The sequence below is a fragment of the Actinoplanes sp. NPDC051470 genome, assembly GCF_040682035.1.
In the GTDB taxonomy this organism is placed as follows: Bacteria; Actinomycetota; Actinomycetes; order Mycobacteriales; family Micromonosporaceae; genus Actinoplanes.
Map to the genome: position 1 here is coordinate 310,867 of NZ_JBFBAA010000001.1, position 14,923 is coordinate 325,789.

Below are 14,923 nucleotides of genomic sequence, written 5' to 3' on the forward strand. Positions count from 1 at the left end.
CCACCAACCCTAAGCGGCGAGCAGCCCCACGTTGAGGGCCGCTCGGACGCGGCCTTCGATGAGTGACACCACTTCCGGCGCGTCGGTCAGGGGCGGGGCCACAGCGACCGCGCCGGCCTCCAGCGCCGACTCGACGGCCTTGTCGTAGAGCAGGCCGGGGGCCAGGAAGTACGAGGCCACGCCGACCCGGCCGGGCAGGGACCGGACCGCCTCGCCGGCCGTGGGCGGGGCCGCCGAAGCGTACGCCACGGCGGACGGGAGGCCGAGCCGGGCACCCAGGGCGTCCGCCGCGTCGGCGACGGTCGTGCGGGCGGCGGCGTCGCGAGTTCCCGCCGCCGCCAGCACTACCGCGTCCAGTTCCGTCGACGGCAACCGCCGGACCAGACCATCAACGAGCAGATCGGACACCGGTCCGAGGACGTCGGTCAGGGCGACGTCCAGATCGAGCGAGGCGGCCTCGTCGAGGACCGCCGGGATGTCCACCTTGCCGTGGTAGGCCGCGGTCAGCAACAGCGGCACCACGACCGCCTGGCGGCACCCCGACCGGGACAGCCGGCGCAGCACGTCGAGCGGCCGGGGCCCGGCGTGGTCCAGATAGGAGGCGTGCACCGCCCACGAGGGGTGCGCGGCCGCCACCGCCGAAGCCAGAGCCGTGGTCGCCGCCGCCGCCCGCGGATCCCGGCTGCCGTGCGCGACGAGGATGACCCCCGGCGTGGCGACAGGAGAGTTCGACGGCAGGCGCCCTAGACGTGAAGGCCGCATTCGGTCTTCTCGAACATCGCCCAGCGGCCGGCCCGCGGATCTTCGCCGGCCTTGGTGCGGCGGGTGCACGGCCAGCAGCCGATCGACCCGTACCCCTTCTTGAACAGCTCGTTGACCGGCACGTCCCAGCGCGAGATGTAGCTGTCCACGTCCTGCTGGTTCCAGGCCGCGATCGGGTTGACCTTCACCTTGCCCTTGCGGGCGTCGAAGGTGACGACCGGCGTGTTGGCCCGGGTCGGCGACTCGTCCCGGCGCAGCCCGGTGGCCCAGGCGTCGTAGTCGCTGAGGGCCCGCTCCAGTGGCTCGACCTTGCGCATGAAGCAGCACTCGTCGGGGTTGCGGGCGAACAGCCGGGGGCCGTACTCGCCGTCCTGCTGCCCGACGGTGCGCAGCGGCCGGATCGACCGCACGTTCACGTTCATCGTGCGGGCGACCGTGTCACGCACCTTCAGCGTCTCGGGGAAGTGCAGGCCGGTGTCGAGGAAGACCACGTCGACGCCGGGCGAGACCCGGGAGAACAGGTGCGCCACCACGGCGTCGGCCATCGAGCTGGTCACACAGAAGCGCGCGCCGAAGGTGTCGGTCGCCCACTTGGCGATCTCCTCGGCGGGCGCGCCTTCGAGCTTGGCCGCCGCCTCCAGAGCGATCGCTTCGAACGAGGGGGCGGCCGGCGCCCCCAGGGACACCAGACCGAGAGAAGTGGCGGTCACGACCGTCATCGGTTCACACCCTTAGATAGCAACCCGTTGAACTTGACCGTGAAAACTCGGGCGCAGGAGTGGCACTCCCACGCGCCGTGCGACGCCTCGTTGGGCCGCAGATCCTCTTCCCCGCAGTAGGGGCAGTACAGCGGGGCCGATCGCGCGTCGCTCATGTCAGCAGCCCCTCGTCGGCGCGGACGACCCAGGTGGCGAAGGTTTCGTCCTTCGACGACCGGCCGTCCAGGTAGTGGCGGGCGAGCTTCTCGACGTACGCGGGAAGCTCTTCGGCCGTGGTCTTGAGGCCGCGCACCTTGCGGCCGAAACCGGCGGTCTGGCCCTGCGCCATGCCGAGGCCGCCGCCGAGGTGGACCTGGAAGCCCTCCACCTGCTCGCCGTGCGCGTTCATGACCAGCTGGCCCTTGAGGCCGATGTCCGCGACCTGGGTCCGCGCGCAGGCGTTGGGGCAGCCGTTGATGTGGATCGAGATGTCCGCGTCGAAGTCGGCCAGCCGCTCCTCGAGCCGCGCGACCAGTTCCTCGCCGCGGGCCTTGGTCTCGACGATCGCGAGCTTGCAGTACTCGATGCCGGTGCAGGCCATGGTGCCGCGCCGCCACGCCGAGGGCCGCGCCTCCAGGCCGATCTGGCGCATCCCGCGGATCAGCCCCTCCACGTTCTCGTCGGCCACGTCAAGGACGAGAAGCTTCTGGTACGCGGTGAGGCGTACCCGATCGGAGCCGGCCGCCTCGACCAGGTCGGCCAGCTCGGTCAGTTGTTTGCCGGACGACCGGCCCACGACCGGCGCCGCGCCCACGTAGTTGCGACCGTCCTGCTGCTTGTGGACGCCGATGTGGTCGAGCGGCTTGGCCGGCAGTTCCGGCGGCGGCCCGTCGATCAGCGCCCGGCCCAGGTATTCCTTCTCGAGCACCTCGCGGAACTTGGCCACGCCCCAGTCGGCGAGCAGGAACTTCAGCCGGGCCCGGTTGCGCAGCCGCCGGTAGCCGTAGTCGCGGAAGATCCCGACCACGCCCTCCCAGACGTCCGGGATGTCGTCCATCGGCACCCACACGCCGAGCCGCTCGGCCAGCCGCGGGTTGGTCGACAGCCCGCCGCCGACCCACAGGTCGAAGCCCGGGCCGTGTTGAGGGTGGACCACGCCGACCAGCGAGAAGTCGTTCGACTCGTACGGGCTGTCGGCCAGCCAGCCGATCGACGTCTTGAACTTGCGCGGCAGGTTCGAGTATCGCGGGTCGCCGACGTAGCGCCGCAGGATCTCGTCGATGGCCGGGGTCGCGTCGAGCACCTCGTCGGCCGAGACACCGGCGACCGGGCTGCCCAGCACCACCCGGGGGCAGTCGCCGCAGGCCTCGGTGGTCTGCAGCCCGACCGCCTCGAGCCGGCGCCAGATCTCCGGCATGTCCTCGACCCGGATCCAGTGCAGCTGGATGTTCTGGCGGTCGGTCACGTCGGCCGACCCGCGGGCGAACTCGGTGGCGATCCCGCCGATGGTCCGCAGCTGGTCGAGGTTCAGCGCGCCGCCGTCGATGCGGACGCGGAGCATGAAGTATTCGTCCTCGAGCTCGTGCGGCTCCAGGACGGCCGTGCGGCCCCCGTCGATCCCGGCCTTGCGCTGGGTGTAGAGGCCCCACCAGCGGAACCGGCCCCGCAGGTCCTGCGGGTCGATCGAGGCGAACCCGGCGTGGGCGTAGATATTCTCGATGCGGGCGCGCACGTTGAGCGGGTTGTCGTCCTTCTTGATCCGCTCGTTGGGGTTCAGCGGCTCGCGGTGACCGAGCGCCCACTGCCCCTCGCCCCGGGCCTTGCGCGGCCGGGCGGCGGGTCGTGCCGGGGTGCTGTCGATCGCCATGCTTGGCGTTCCTCCTGCTGGTGGTGGGCGCGGCGGATCGCTGCACGGCCACTCTCAGGTGGGAGGCTCGTGACTTCAGTGTCAGGAGAAGGCCGGCGCGTCATTCGCGCCCGACGAAAAAGGTCGGGGCGTCAGGAAGCCGGACAGATGGCGCTGCGGACGCGGCCGTAGTCGACGTGGCGTCGAGCCACGAAGCGGCGGTCAACTGCAGCGGTCATGCGGCCTAGCCTGCCACGCCGAACCAATCTCGGCCAGAGCAGTCCAGATTCCGGGAGTGTGCGTCACGGCACAGGTACTCACCGCTTCCCCAGCGGCACCACCAGCACGGCTTCGGTTCCGCTGTCGGACCGGTTGCGCAGCTCGATGGTTCCGCGCAGCTCACCGGTGGCGAGCGCGCGCACGATCTGCAGGCCGAGCCGCCCGCCGGCGTCCGGCTGGAAGTCGTCCGGGAGCCCCCGGCCGTTGTCGGCCACGGTCACGTGCAGCTGCTTGCGGAACCGATGTGCGGTGACCACCACCTCGGCGCCGGCCTCGGGCCGCGCGCCCTCGCCCTCGTCGTTGAAGCCGTGCTCGACCGCGTTGATCAGCAGTTCGTTGAGCACCATGACCAGCGACGTGGCGATCTCGGCGGGCAGCACGCCGAACGAGCCCTCGCGGCGCATCTTCACCGAGACCTCGGTCGACGCGACCTCCATGGCCGCGGTGGCGACCCGGTCCACGATGCCGTCGAACTCGACCGCCTCGTCGCTGGACATCGACAGCGTCTCGTGGACCAGCGCGATCGAGGCGACCCGGCGTACCGATTCCTCCAGCGCGTTCTTGGCCTCGGGCACGTCGACCCGGCGGGCCTGCAGGCGGAGCAGCGCGGCCACGGTCTGCAGGTTGTTCTTCACCCGATGGTGGATCTCCCGGATGGTGGCGTCCTTGGTCATCAGCGCGCGGTCCCGGCGGCGTACCTCGGTGACGTCCCGGACCAGCACCAGCGCGCCGATCGGCACCCCGGCCGGCAGCAGCGGCAGCGCCCGCATCAGCACGGTCGCGCCGCGCGCCTCCACCTCCTGCCGGGGTGGTGACTCACCGCGCAGCGCGGCCAGGATCCGCTCGGCCGCGTCGGTGCCCTCCAGCGGGTCGGCGGCCAGCCGGGTGAACAGCGCCGACATCTCCTCACCGACCAGATGGGCGTTGAAACCCAGGCGGCGGTACGCGGACTGCGCGTTCGGGCTGGCGTAGGTGACCTTGCCGGCCGCGTCCAGCCGGATCAGGCCGTCGCCGACCCGGGGCGCGGACGTGGTCTCGCCGGGCACCCGCGGCGGCGGGAACGTGCCGTCGGTGACCATCTGGGCCAGGTCGTCGGCCGTGGTCAGGTAGTTGAGTTCGAGCTGGCTGGGAGTACGCGCGGTGGACAGGTTGGTGTCCCGCCCGATGACGGCGATCACCTCGGGGTACGTGTCCGGGGCGGGCGGTTCGTGCCGGCGTACCGGGATCGCCTCGTGCCGGGCCGGGGTGTCGCCGTACCAGACCGGGTCGCCCTCCCGCCAGATCCGCCCCTGCGCGAACGCCACGTCCAGGTGGGCGACCTCGGGCCCGCCGACGATCTTGCCGACCTGGTCGTCCTGATAGGCGGTCGGCGCCGTGACCGGCCGCACCTGAGCCACGCAGAGGAACGAGCGCGGCCCGCCGTCCGACCGCACCGGCACCCACAGCAGCAGGTCGGCGAAGGACAGGTCGGACAGCAGCTGCCAGTCGCCGGCCAGCCGGTGCAGCTGATCGATGTCGGCCGGGCCCAGGCCGGTGTGCTCCTCGGCCAGATCACGCAGGGTGGACACGCACCAAGCCTGCCATGGTCTTGTTTCTAGAGCGTTGTGGTGACCTTCTTGAGGCCGCGCGGGGCGTCCGGGTCGCCGCCGCGGGCCAGCGCCAGGGCCATGGCCAGGCGCTGCAGCGGCAGGATGTCGAGCAGCGGCGCGTACCGCTCGTCGACCGGGGGCACGGCCAGCCGCCCGGAGGCGCCGATGGCGTCCGCCGGCCCGATGGTGACCACGTCGGCCCGCCGCTCGCCCAGCCGGTGCACCACGTCGCTCATCGCCTGCCCGCCCGGCCCGGCGCCGACCACGGCCAGAACCGGCACGTCCGGGTCGGTCATCGCGAGCGGCCCGTGCAGCAGGTCGGCGCCGGAGAAGGCGAGGGCCGGCAGGTACGACGTCTCCATCAGCTTGAGGGCGGTCTCGCGGGCGGTCGGGTACGCGTACCCCCGCCCGGTCGTGACCATCCGCGACGCGAACCGGTACCGCTGCGCCAGGTCGTCGGCGCCCCGGTCGGCCAGCACCTGCTCGGCCAGCCCCGGCAGCTCGCCCAGCGCCGCCCGCTCCTCGGCCGGCAGCGTGCCGTCGCCGTTGCGGACCCCCTCGACGAGCAGCAGCAGGGCCAGCAGCTCGGCCGTGTAGGTCTTGGTCGCGGCGACCGCCCGCTCGTGGCCGGCCGCCACGTCGAGGGACAGCTCGGCCGCGGTGGCCAGCACCGAATCGGGGTTGTTGGTGACCGCCAGGGTCAGCGCGCCGCTCTCGCGGGCCACCTTGAGCACCCCGGTCAGGTCGGGCGAGCCGCCGCTCTGGCTGACCCCGACCACCAGCGCGTCGGAGAAGTTGGGCCGTGCGCCGTAGAGGGTGATCGCGCTCGGCGAGGCGAGCCCGACCGGAATTCCCAGCCGGATCTCGGTCAGGTAGGCGCCGTACAGCGCGGCGTGGTCGGAGGTGCCCCGGCCGACGAAGACGACGTGTCTCGGGCGGCGCTCGGCCACCCGCCTCGCGACCTCGGCGATCGCCGCCGCGTGCTCGCCTTCGAGGAGCCGTGCGTACCCCTCGGGCTGCTCCGCGATGTCCGCGGCCATGCCCGCGCCAAGATCCGCCACAACGTCCTCCTCGCGCATATCCTGCTCAGTCCATGCGCAATCCTGCACGAAAGAGCATCTGGCCGCAATGTTTCGAGCATCTCTGCGCACCGGTCAGGGACTGACATATTCACGATCGTCGCCTAGGCTTCGCTCGGGCGCGTGGCGGCGCGCAAATTGCACGCGTTGGCACATCTTCGGAGGGAAAGGCCCACGACCGACATGGAGGAGCCCCGGCGTTCCGCCGACCGCGACCTCGAGCAGGCGCGTGCGGCGATCGAGCGCGGTGAGATGCGTCATGCCGCCGACCACCTGGCCGGGGCCATCGCACTCGCGCCCACGCTGCCGGAGACCCACGAGCTGCTGAGCCGCCTGGCTGCCCGGTCCGGGGGCGCGCTCGAGCTCTTCCCGCTGGAGCAGAACGCGTTCGTCGGCACCGTCGTGGCCCGCGCCCACCTGCTGGCCGCCGCCGGCCGCCCGGAAGACGGCCTCCCGCTGCTCTTCGCCGCGAGCGGACACACCCCCGGTCGCGACTGGGCCGGCGTCCCCTGGGTCACCGAGCCCTCGCTCGGCGTCCGGGTCGAGCCCGGCCTGCTCGCCCGCAACGTCATGCAGCTGTGCACCGCGATCGGCGACCCCGACGCCGGGAACACCCGCTCGATGCTGCGCCCCTACCTGACCGTGCTCCGGCACGCGATCGCCGCCCACCCCGAACACGCGCTGCTGCTGGGCGCCGGGTCGGCGCTGGCCCGCCGGGTCGGCGAACCCGAGACCGCGGTCGAGTGGGCCCAGCGCGGCGCGCGGGCCAGGCCGTCCAAGCTCGCCGAGATCTGGCTCGGCTACGCCTATCGCAGCGCGGGCCGCGTCGGTGAGGCCCTGGCGGCGCTGCGCCGGGCCGTCACCCACGACCCCGAAGACCTGTCGGTGTACGCCGACATCGCAGCCACCCTGGCCGACGCCGGCCGCATGGAGGACGCCCTGGCCTGGGTCGAGCGCGCGCTGGCCAAGGACCCCGACTTCGACTGCGCCGTGCACACTGCCCACCGGCTGCGGTTCCGCGCCGACGGCAAGCTCAGCCACCTGGTCGCCCTGGCCGATTTCGCCGCCGACCACCCCGACGACACCCACGAGCACACCGACCTGGCCGAGTGCTGCGTGAACACGCCGTGGCTGGGCGGGGTGCCCGAGGCCGCCCGCGGCGACGACGACCCGCGCCGCCGGCCACCGTCGACCGAGCCGGCGACCGCCGTGTCGGTGGAACGGCTGCTGCGCATCGCCCGGGTCAACTGGCCCCACCCGCCGGCCGCCTACGACGCCGCGCTGGGCCTGGTGCTGGTCCCGCCCGAGCAGCTCATGGCCCTGCTCACCGACCCGCCCGGCAGCACCGAGGACGAACGCCGCGCGTCCCGGGTCTGGGCCTGCCTCGGGCTGCTCCATCACGACACCGACGAGCCCTGGATGACCTCCGTGCGCCGCCGCCGGCTGGTCGAACTGGCCGTGGGCGGCGCCGACGCGATCACCGAGGCGGCGATGTTCGCGCTGATCGCGTACGCCTGGGTCGATCCCGCCGCCCGGACCGATGTGACCGGCCTGGTCACCGGCCGCCTGATGAACCTGGCCGGGCCGGCCCGCAAGAACCGGCCGCCGATCGCCTGGTCGGTCGCGCGGCTCGCGCTCGCCACGCCCGACCTGCGCGACGACACCCGCGAGCTGGCCACCGCCGTGGCCCGCGCCGAAGAGGAGCGCAGCCGCCCGCGCATCCCCCGTCAGCGTTCCCGCAAGCCGAAGCGGGACCGCCGCCTGCTGCTGCGCTGGCTGACCCGCTAGCGACCTAGCCGTCGATGACGGCGATCAGGTCGCCCTCCTGCACCACGTCGCCCTCGTTCACCGCGAGCTGGGAAACCGTGCCGTCGGACTCGGCCAGAACCGGGATCTCCATCTTCATCGACTCGAGGATCACCAGCGTGTCACCCTCGGCGACGGTGTCCCCGGTGGCGGCCACGACCTTCCACACGTTCGCCACCATCTCGGCGCGGACTTCCTCAGCCATGGCACTCCCCTTCGTCCGACCCAACCGTCGGTGAGTATCCCATCATGATCTGAGCGAACGGGGCGACTACCATCGTCGCGTCGAGAGGAGTCACTTATGGCTAAGAAGGCACGCAAGAAGAAGGCTCGTAAGAAGAGCAGCGCCAACCACGGCAAGCGTCCGAACAGCTAGACACAGAGCGAGCCCGGTCCGATCGGACCGGGCTCGCTTCTTCGGTATCGCCTCAGACTTCCTTCGACACTTCCAGCAGCTTCGCGCGGAGGCGGGCGCGCAGCTCGGCCGGGGCGGTCTCCTCGCCGCAGCACCGGCCGACCAGGGCCTTCACCTCGTACTCGATGTCGTACTCGTGGAAGCAGTCGGTGCAGTCGTCGATGTGCTGCTTGATCAGAGTCCGCCGGGTCTCGCTGCACTCCAGGTCGAGGTAGAGATACACCTCGGAGAGAACGGTGCCGCAGTCGGCCTTCTTCTCCTCGTCGCCCATCCCGCTCACGCCTCCTGGGGTTCCGTCGCGGTCCGGGTGATACCCCGGTCCACGGCGTAGTTCTCCAACAGCCTGCGAAGGCTACGCCGGCCACGGTGCAAACGGGACATGACCGTGCCGATCGGCGTACCCATGATGTCGGCGATCTCCTTGTAGGAGAACCCCTCGACATCGGCGAGGTAGACGGCGAGCCGGAAGTCTTCCGGCAGCGCCTGCAGCGCTTCCTTGATGTCGCTGTCCGGAAGGCGGTCGAGCGCCTCGGTCTCGGCCGAGCGCAGACCCACCGACGTGTGCGACTCGCTCGACGCGAGCTGCCAGTCGGTGATCTCCTCGGTCGGCGCCTGCACGGGCTGGCGCTGCTTCTTCCGGTACGAGTTGATGTAGGTGTTGGTCAGAATGCGGTACAGCCACGCCTTGAGGTTCGTGCCCTCTTCGAACTGGTGGAATGCCGCATATGCCTTCAGGAACGTCTCCTGCACCAGGTCTTCCGCGTCGGCCGGGTTGCGGGTCATCCGCAGGCCGGCGGCGTAGAGCTGGTCAACGAACGGCAGCGCGTCCCGCTCGAAGCGGGTGCGGCGCTCGTCAGTACGTTCTCTCTGGGCCACGCGTTCCTCTCCCCTCGACCGCTGCGCCGAGGATACGGCTAGTGCCCCGGGAACCGGCTCGAAAACCGCGGGTGTGCTGACGCTCACCGTCTGCTCCGCGGCCGGCCACTCCGGGGATCTCAGAAGATTACGCACCCGGTTCACTTGCCGGCCGTCCCGATCGAGTTCCACCATTCCGGCTGGCACTCTTCCACCTCTTCCGACGTAGGGTCGTCCGGGTGGTGTAACGGCGGGACACCGGTCGGCATTCCGCTAGCCGGCCCAGCCGTTGCGGGCCAGCCAGGCAGACACCACGGCGCCCGTGCCCACGAGGTCTTTGCGCAGGTCATGGGTTGCCCCCGGCCGCACGACAACCTCGATCAAACCCTCGGGCGAAGGTACGCCGAACGGATCGCGATCCCCGTTGACGACCAGGGTCGGCAGGTCCACGGGCAATTCACCCGCCCGGGTCCGGTCCGGCTTCCCCGGCGGATGCAGCGGGAACGCCAGGCACAGCACGCCCGCCGCGCCGAGATCGCCGGCCGTCCGGCAGGCGACCCGGGCCCCGCTCGACCGGCCGCCCACCACCAGCGGAAGGCCGTCGGCCAGCTCGCGTACGCAATGGACCCAAGCCTCGTCCAACTGATCGGCCGGCGCCGGCGCGCGCCGCCCGGCCACCCGATAGGGCTGAGTGACCAGCGCGACCCGAACACCCGCGGCGACCGCGACGTCGTGCACCTTGGTCAGGTCGGGCGCATGCACTCCGCCGCCCGCGCCATGGCCGAGGACCAGCAGGGAGACGGGCGGGCCGGCGGGGTCGCTGATCTCGACCTCCGCCGGCCCGCGCGGCGTATCTATGACGAGGCTTTTCACAGCCCCAATCCTGCTACCTGCTGATCGGAATCAGCGTCAGAAGCTTGCGATCCTCCTCGTCCGCTCCGTCGTCGACCGCCTCGCCGTTGGGCTGGACGCGCTCGCGCCAGGCCACCAGCATCGCCCGGCGCTCGCGCGGCGTGGTGCCGCCCCAGACGCCGTGGCAGTCGCCCACCTGGAGCGCCCACGCCAGGCACGGCCCCTGCACAACGCAGGAGCCACACAGCGTGACGGCGCTTTCGGTCGGCTCGTTCGGAGCCGGGAAGAACGTTTCCGGATCGACCGTGCGGCAGGCGCCGCGAACGCGCCAGGCCTCGTCGGACCTGCGCTGGTCGATCGCCCCAAGCAGCCTCGGATCGCTTCGTGCAATGGCGACCTCGTGCGGACGCGGCATACGTGCCCGTGTCATCAGCCCACCTCCCCCGTGGGACCGGTTTAACCCGTGGTCAGCGCCCGTCCCCCGCCCCCTCTCGGGCGCGGCGGACCGACTCTTGCGCCATCCACCCCGTGCAGACGGCACCACAACCGGCGGTGGTTTCTATCCCGAGACACAAGATCCAGGCAAGGGTTCGTGTCGATCTCGAAACAAACTTCACAGTCAGCAGTCACGACATATCCCGATCAACGTCGCGAATCGGGAGTCAGAAGAGTGTCTGAATTTCCACTTCTTGCACGTGCCGCTCAATCAATCCAGGCCCATTGTTCTGAACCTTCCCGACTTCCGACCCCACCGGCCGAATCTCGATCTCGGCGGCATCCACCGGATCAAGCCGCGGACTCTCCGACCCGAGCCATTCCCGCCAGCGGTCGCGAGGCAGGATCAACGGCATCCGATGATGGACGCGGGCCAGCTCACCCGTGGCCTCGGTGGTAATGATCGTGCTGGTCAGGGTGTCCTTGCGCCACATGCTCCAGAGCCCCGCGAAGGCCAGCACCGAACCGTCCGCGGGCGCCATGAAATAGGGCTGCTTACGCTTCCCGTCCCGCACCCACTCGAACCAGCCGTCAGCCGGCACCAGACAGCGCCGCTTGGCAAAGGCCGGCCCGAACACCGGCGAGGTGGCCACCGTCTCGGCCCGAGCGTTGATCATCTTGGATCCGGCCCGCGGATCGTCCGACCAGGCGGGGATGAGGCCCCATTTTGCGCGATCCAGCACCCGGGCATTGTTTCGTCTCGCCGACAGCCGGATCACCGGGACGGGGTCGGTGGGGGCCACGTTCCAGCTCGGGGCGAAGCCGTCGGTCACGTCGTCGGCTTCGAAGAGCAGGGTCAGGTCGGTCTCGCTCCTGGTTGTCGCGTACCGGCCGCACATGCCGTGGACAGTACGCCGTTGACGACGCTCCGTGGGGGCATGCCCACGCTCCCCGGTTCCGGGCTGGCGACGACCCTCCGCGCGACGTCTGGGTGGGTGCGTCAGGGCGTCTTTCGTGTCGGTTCGGGCGGCTCGCCGGCGCTCCCGTGATGCCGACCGACGCGGTCGGCACGTCTTCCCGCGCGACACGCCGCCGCGCCCTGGGTGTTATGCCGCGCGCCTCGGGTGACATGCCGCGCGGCTCGGAGGACCGGGCATTCGCGTCAGGCCGTTGCGACCCTTCCTCTGCGGCCCCGCCTCCTCCCGCCTCCTCCCGCCTCCTCCCGCCTCCTCCCGCCTCCTCCGGCCGCAACCAACCGCCACCTCTCCGGCGCGACCCGCCACCGCAGCGCAGCCAACCCACCACCTCAAGGCCGAGGGCCGTACCCGACAACGGCAGGACTCCAAAGCAGCTAGGGCGATTGGCTTGCCCCCGCGCCCCACCACAAACCCGCACTGCGAATGCCGCCGCGCCCCACCATTGGAAGCCGTCGCAGTGCCCCGGGCTTGACCTGAACCGCAACGCAAACGACCCACCGGCGGGAGTCAAAGCCCAGCCCCGCGCCTGCACCCTCCCCTCCCGCCGGTGAAGCCCTTGACCTCACCGCAACGCCCAGCGCCGGCGTGGGCGGCCTGACGGCTCGGACGGCCCCCTCACCGACGGCCCGGTGTCCTCATGTGTTGACCTTCGCCCCCGACCGGGCCGTGGCAACTCCCAGCGCCCAGCCAGCGGCCGGCCGTTCTCGGGTGCTGATCTCGGCTCCGACCTGGCCTCGCTTTTCCACAGCACACACGTCTTGTGGACAGCGACGGCGCCCGGCCAGATCCCCGAGCTACATTCCTGCCCGCCCAGAGGGGTGGGGGCGGTGGCGGTGGCCGCGACCTGCTCAAGATCGTTTTCGTCCTCGATGACGACCGCCGGCGGTGTCAGGGCGTCTTGCGCTTGGCGGCAGGCCGCCGCCGGGGGGCGCCTGCCACTCCGTCGGCGGTCGCCCCGGTCCCGACCCGCGGGAGATGGCCGCCTCTCGCGGGCGCTGCGGTGGGGGACGGCAGAATGGGTGGGTGACGTCTTGGGATGCTCCGGTGGGGACTGGGCCTGTTTCTGCTTCGGTGCGGCTGCCGGGGTCGAAGTCGATGACTGCTCGGGCTCTGGTGCTCAGTGCGCTGGCCGGCGGGGAGTCTCGCGTTGTGCGGCCGCTGCGGGCCAATGACACGATGCGGATGGCGGCGGGGCTGACCGCGCTGGGGGCTCGGGTCGACACCACGGATGACGAGGTGTGGACGGTGACGCCTGGGCGGCTGCGGGGGCCGGCGACCATTGATGTGGGGCAGGCGGGGACGGTCATGCGGTTCGGGACGCCGTTGGCTGCTCTGGCTGAGGGCACGGTGACTGTTGACGGGGATCCGCAGGCCCGGCGGCGGCCGTTGCGGCCGATTGTCGACACGTTGCGGGCGCTGGGGGTTGATCTTGATGCCTCGGGTACGGGCGGGCTGCCGTTGACGGTTCGGGGGACGGGGCATGTCGAGGGCGGCGAGGCCGTGATCGACGCTTCGGGGTCCAGTCAGTTCGTGTCGGGGCTGCTGCTGGTGGCGCCCCGGTTCGAGAAGGGGCTGGTGCTCCGGCATGAGGGGCCGCCGGTTCCGTCGGCGCCTCATCTGCGGATGACCACGCACATGGTGCGGGCCGCGGGGGGCGTCGTGGATGAGAGTGTTCCGGATGTGTGGGCGGTCGAGCCGGGTGAGCTGCGCGGGCGGGAATGGGTGATCGAGCCGGATCTGTCCGGTGCGGCGCCGTTCTTCGCGGCGGCGCTGGTCACCGGCGGGTCGGTGACGTTGCGGGGATTCCCGGCGGAGAGCTGGCAGCCGGTGGAGCGGTTGGCTGAGCTGGTGGGTCAGCTCGGCGGGGCGGTGGTCAGCGGCTCCGAAGGGCTGACCGTACGCGGGACGGGGTCGCTGCACGGGATCGATGCCGACCTGTCCGAGGTGGGTGAGTTGACGCCGGTGCTGGCCGCGTTGGCCGCGCTGGCCGACTCGCCGTCGCGGTTGCGCGGGGTGGCGCATATCCGGTCGCACGAGACTGATCGGGTGGCGGCGCTGGCCACCGAGCTCGGCAAGGCCGGCGCCGGGGTCACCGAGCACCACGACGGGTTGGACATCACGCCGGGGCCGCTGCGGGCGGTGGCCTGGGCCACGTACGACGATCACCGGATGGCGCACGCGGCGGCGGTGCTCGGGCTCGCCGTCGAGGGGATCAGCCTGGACGACGTAGGTTGTACCGCGAAGACGCTGCCGGAGTTCCCGGAACTCTGGGCCGATGTCGTGAACGCGAGGAGCTGAACCCTGCCGGCACGTAAGCGGGAGTACGACGAGGACGACGTCCGGGTGCGCCCGGGGCGGTCGTCGCGCCCACGCACCCGGACCCGGCCGAAGCACGAGGACGCGGTGGACGCCCTGGTGATCACCGTGGACCGCGGGCGCTACGGGTGTGTGCGTGAAGGCGGGGACGACGACATCGTCGTCGCCATGCGGGCCCGGGAGCTGGGGCGCAAGTCGGTCGTCGTGGGCGACCGGGTGGCGCTGGTGGGCGACACCTCGGGCGCGGCGGGAGCGCTGGCCCGGATCGTGCGGATCGCCGAGCGCACGTCGGTGCTGCGGCGCACCGCCGACGATGACGACACCACGCCCGAGGGGCGGCTGGAACGGGTCGTCGTCGCCAACGCCGAGCAGCTGGTCATCGTCAGCGCGCTGGCCGACCCGCCGCCGCGGACCGGGTTCATCGATCGGTGCCTGGTCGCCGCGTACGACGCCGGCATCGAACCGCTGCTGTGCCTGACCAAGAACGACCTGGCCGGGCCGGAGCAGGTGCTGGACTACTACGCCGAGCTCGATCTGCCCTACGTGCTGCTGCGGCCGGACAGCGACCTGGACGACCTGCGCGCCCGCCTCGCGGGACGGATGTCGGTGCTCGTCGGCCACTCCGGTGTGGGCAAGTCCACCCTGGTCAACCGGCTGGTGCCGGCCGCGCTGCGGGCGGTCGGCGTGGTCAGCGCGATCGGCAAGGGCCGGCACACGTCGACCAGCGCGGTGGCGCTCCGGCTCCCCCGGGTCGGCCGCCGCAAGGACGACCCGGGCTGGATCATCGACACCCCGGGCATCCGCAGCTTCGGCCTGGCCCATGTGAGCGCCGAGAGCCTCCTGCACGGCTTCCCCGACCTGGTCGAAGGCACCCTCGACGACCAGCCGCACTGCGACCACATGAGCGCCGACTGCACGTTGGAGAAGTGGGTGGCCGCGGGTAACGCCGACCCTCGGCGGCTGGCCTCCTACCGCCGCCTCCTGTCGTCGCGAGCGGGTGAGCCGGCCGGTTCG

At 71.5% G+C, this 14,923-nt stretch carries 14 protein-coding genes; 3 read left to right on the top strand and 11 right to left on the bottom strand.

The window, feature by feature from the left end:
* Window positions 1-9: 9 nt before the first annotated feature.
* The 5 genes from AB0M54_RS01495 to AB0M54_RS01515 form a co-directional block, all read right to left on the bottom strand.
* Window positions 10-762 (bottom strand): CbiX/SirB N-terminal domain-containing protein, encoded by a 753-nt coding sequence (locus AB0M54_RS01495; RefSeq protein ID WP_364468535.1) that lies wholly within the window; start codon window positions 760-762, stop codon window positions 10-12.
* On the bottom strand, window positions 744-1,481 hold the full coding sequence (locus tag AB0M54_RS01500; protein ID WP_364468537.1) for a phosphoadenylyl-sulfate reductase: 738 nt from the start codon (window positions 1,479-1,481) through the stop codon (window positions 744-746). Before AB0M54_RS01500 ends, AB0M54_RS01495 begins: the two co-directional genes overlap by 19 nt.
* A 151-nt stretch (window positions 1,482-1,632) precedes the next feature.
* Window positions 1,633-3,327, bottom strand: a complete 1,695-nt coding sequence (locus tag AB0M54_RS01505) for a nitrite/sulfite reductase (RefSeq protein ID WP_364468539.1) — start codon at window positions 3,325-3,327, stop codon at window positions 1,633-1,635.
* A 296-nt stretch (window positions 3,328-3,623) separates the two neighbouring features.
* A complete protein-coding gene (locus tag AB0M54_RS01510; RefSeq protein ID WP_364468541.1) occupies window positions 3,624-5,153 on the bottom strand; it encodes a histidine kinase N-terminal domain-containing protein in 1,530 nt (509 codons plus the stop codon).
* A 26-nt stretch (window positions 5,154-5,179) separates the two neighbouring features.
* Window positions 5,180-6,214 carry an SIS domain-containing protein gene (locus AB0M54_RS01515; protein WP_364469162.1) on the bottom strand — a complete coding sequence of 345 codons (1,035 nt, stop codon included), beginning with the start codon at window positions 6,212-6,214 and terminating at the stop codon, window positions 5,180-5,182.
* A gap of 222 nt (window positions 6,215-6,436) precedes the next feature.
* Between AB0M54_RS01515 and AB0M54_RS01520 the strand changes: the two genes are divergently transcribed.
* Entirely contained in the window at window positions 6,437-8,041 is a 1,605-nt protein-coding gene (locus AB0M54_RS01520) for a tetratricopeptide repeat protein (RefSeq protein ID WP_364468543.1), read from the top strand.
* Window positions 8,042-8,045: 4 nt separating this feature from the next.
* Here AB0M54_RS01520 and AB0M54_RS01525 read toward each other — a convergent pair whose 3' ends face one another.
* From AB0M54_RS01525 to AB0M54_RS01550, 6 genes are all read right to left on the bottom strand, one after another.
* A complete protein-coding gene (locus AB0M54_RS01525) occupies window positions 8,046-8,264 on the bottom strand; it encodes a biotin/lipoyl-binding carrier protein (protein WP_364314523.1) in 219 nt (72 codons plus the stop codon).
* Window positions 8,265-8,487: 223 nt separating this feature from the next.
* A complete protein-coding gene (gene rsrA, locus AB0M54_RS01530; RefSeq protein WP_364317087.1) occupies window positions 8,488-8,745 on the bottom strand; it encodes a mycothiol system anti-sigma-R factor in 258 nt (85 codons plus the stop codon).
* A gap of 5 nt (window positions 8,746-8,750) precedes the next feature.
* Window positions 8,751-9,524 carry a sigma-70 family RNA polymerase sigma factor gene (locus tag AB0M54_RS01535; protein ID WP_364469164.1) on the bottom strand — a complete coding sequence of 258 codons (774 nt, stop codon included), beginning with the start codon at window positions 9,522-9,524 and terminating at the stop codon, window positions 8,751-8,753.
* 78 nt (window positions 9,525-9,602) lie between these two features.
* Window positions 9,603-10,211: an alpha/beta family hydrolase gene (locus AB0M54_RS01540; protein WP_364469166.1), complete on the bottom strand. Its 609-nt coding sequence runs from the start codon at window positions 10,209-10,211 to the stop codon at window positions 9,603-9,605.
* A gap of 4 nt (window positions 10,212-10,215) precedes the next feature.
* Window positions 10,216-10,611 (bottom strand): WhiB family transcriptional regulator, encoded by a 396-nt coding sequence (locus tag AB0M54_RS01545; protein WP_364314521.1) that lies wholly within the window; start codon window positions 10,609-10,611, stop codon window positions 10,216-10,218.
* Window positions 10,612-10,843: 232 nt separating this feature from the next.
* Window positions 10,844-11,515, bottom strand: coding sequence for an SOS response-associated peptidase (locus AB0M54_RS01550; protein ID WP_364468545.1), 672 nt, complete (start codon window positions 11,513-11,515; stop codon window positions 10,844-10,846).
* Window positions 11,516-12,568: 1,053 nt separating this feature from the next.
* On the opposite strand from AB0M54_RS01550, the gene aroA reads away from it, so the two are divergent.
* Both aroA and rsgA read left to right on the top strand, forming a co-directional pair.
* Complete coding sequence (aroA, locus tag AB0M54_RS01555) at window positions 12,569-13,891, top strand: 3-phosphoshikimate 1-carboxyvinyltransferase (RefSeq protein WP_364468547.1); 1,323 nt, start codon at window positions 12,569-12,571, stop codon at window positions 13,889-13,891.
* A gap of 3 nt (window positions 13,892-13,894) precedes the next feature.
* A partial coding sequence (rsgA, locus tag AB0M54_RS01560; RefSeq protein ID WP_364469168.1) for a ribosome small subunit-dependent GTPase A occupies window positions 13,895-14,923 on the top strand: 1,029 nt, incomplete at its 3' end.

Coding starts and splice junctions, on each gene's coding strand:
- AB0M54_RS01495 (WP_364468535.1), bottom strand. CDS start 762: ATGCGGCCTTCACGTCTAGGGCGCCTGCCGTCGAACTCTCCTGTCGCC.
- AB0M54_RS01500 (WP_364468537.1), bottom strand. CDS start 1,481: ATGACGGTCGTGACCGCCACTTCTCTCGGTCTGGTGTCCCTGGGGGCG.
- AB0M54_RS01505 (WP_364468539.1), bottom strand. CDS start 3,327: ATGGCGATCGACAGCACCCCGGCACGACCCGCCGCCCGGCCGCGCAAG.
- AB0M54_RS01515 (WP_364469162.1), bottom strand. CDS start 6,214: ATGGCCGCGGACATCGCGGAGCAGCCCGAGGGGTACGCACGGCTCCTC.
- AB0M54_RS01520 (WP_364468543.1), top strand. CDS start 6,437: ATGGAGGAGCCCCGGCGTTCCGCCGACCGCGACCTCGAGCAGGCGCGT.
- AB0M54_RS01525 (WP_364314523.1), bottom strand. CDS start 8,264: ATGGCTGAGGAAGTCCGCGCCGAGATGGTGGCGAACGTGTGGAAGGTC.
- rsrA (WP_364317087.1), bottom strand. CDS start 8,745: ATGGGCGACGAGGAGAAGAAGGCCGACTGCGGCACCGTTCTCTCCGAG.
- AB0M54_RS01535 (WP_364469164.1), bottom strand. CDS start 9,524: ATGGTGGAACTCGATCGGGACGGCCGGCAAGTGAACCGGGTGCGTAAT.
- AB0M54_RS01545 (WP_364314521.1), bottom strand. CDS start 10,611: ATGACACGGGCACGTATGCCGCGTCCGCACGAGGTCGCCATTGCACGA.
- AB0M54_RS01550 (WP_364468545.1), bottom strand. CDS start 11,515: ATGTGCGGCCGGTACGCGACAACCAGGAGCGAGACCGACCTGACCCTG.
- aroA (WP_364468547.1), top strand. CDS start 12,569: ATGGCCGCCTCTCGCGGGCGCTGCGGTGGGGGACGGCAGAATGGGTGG.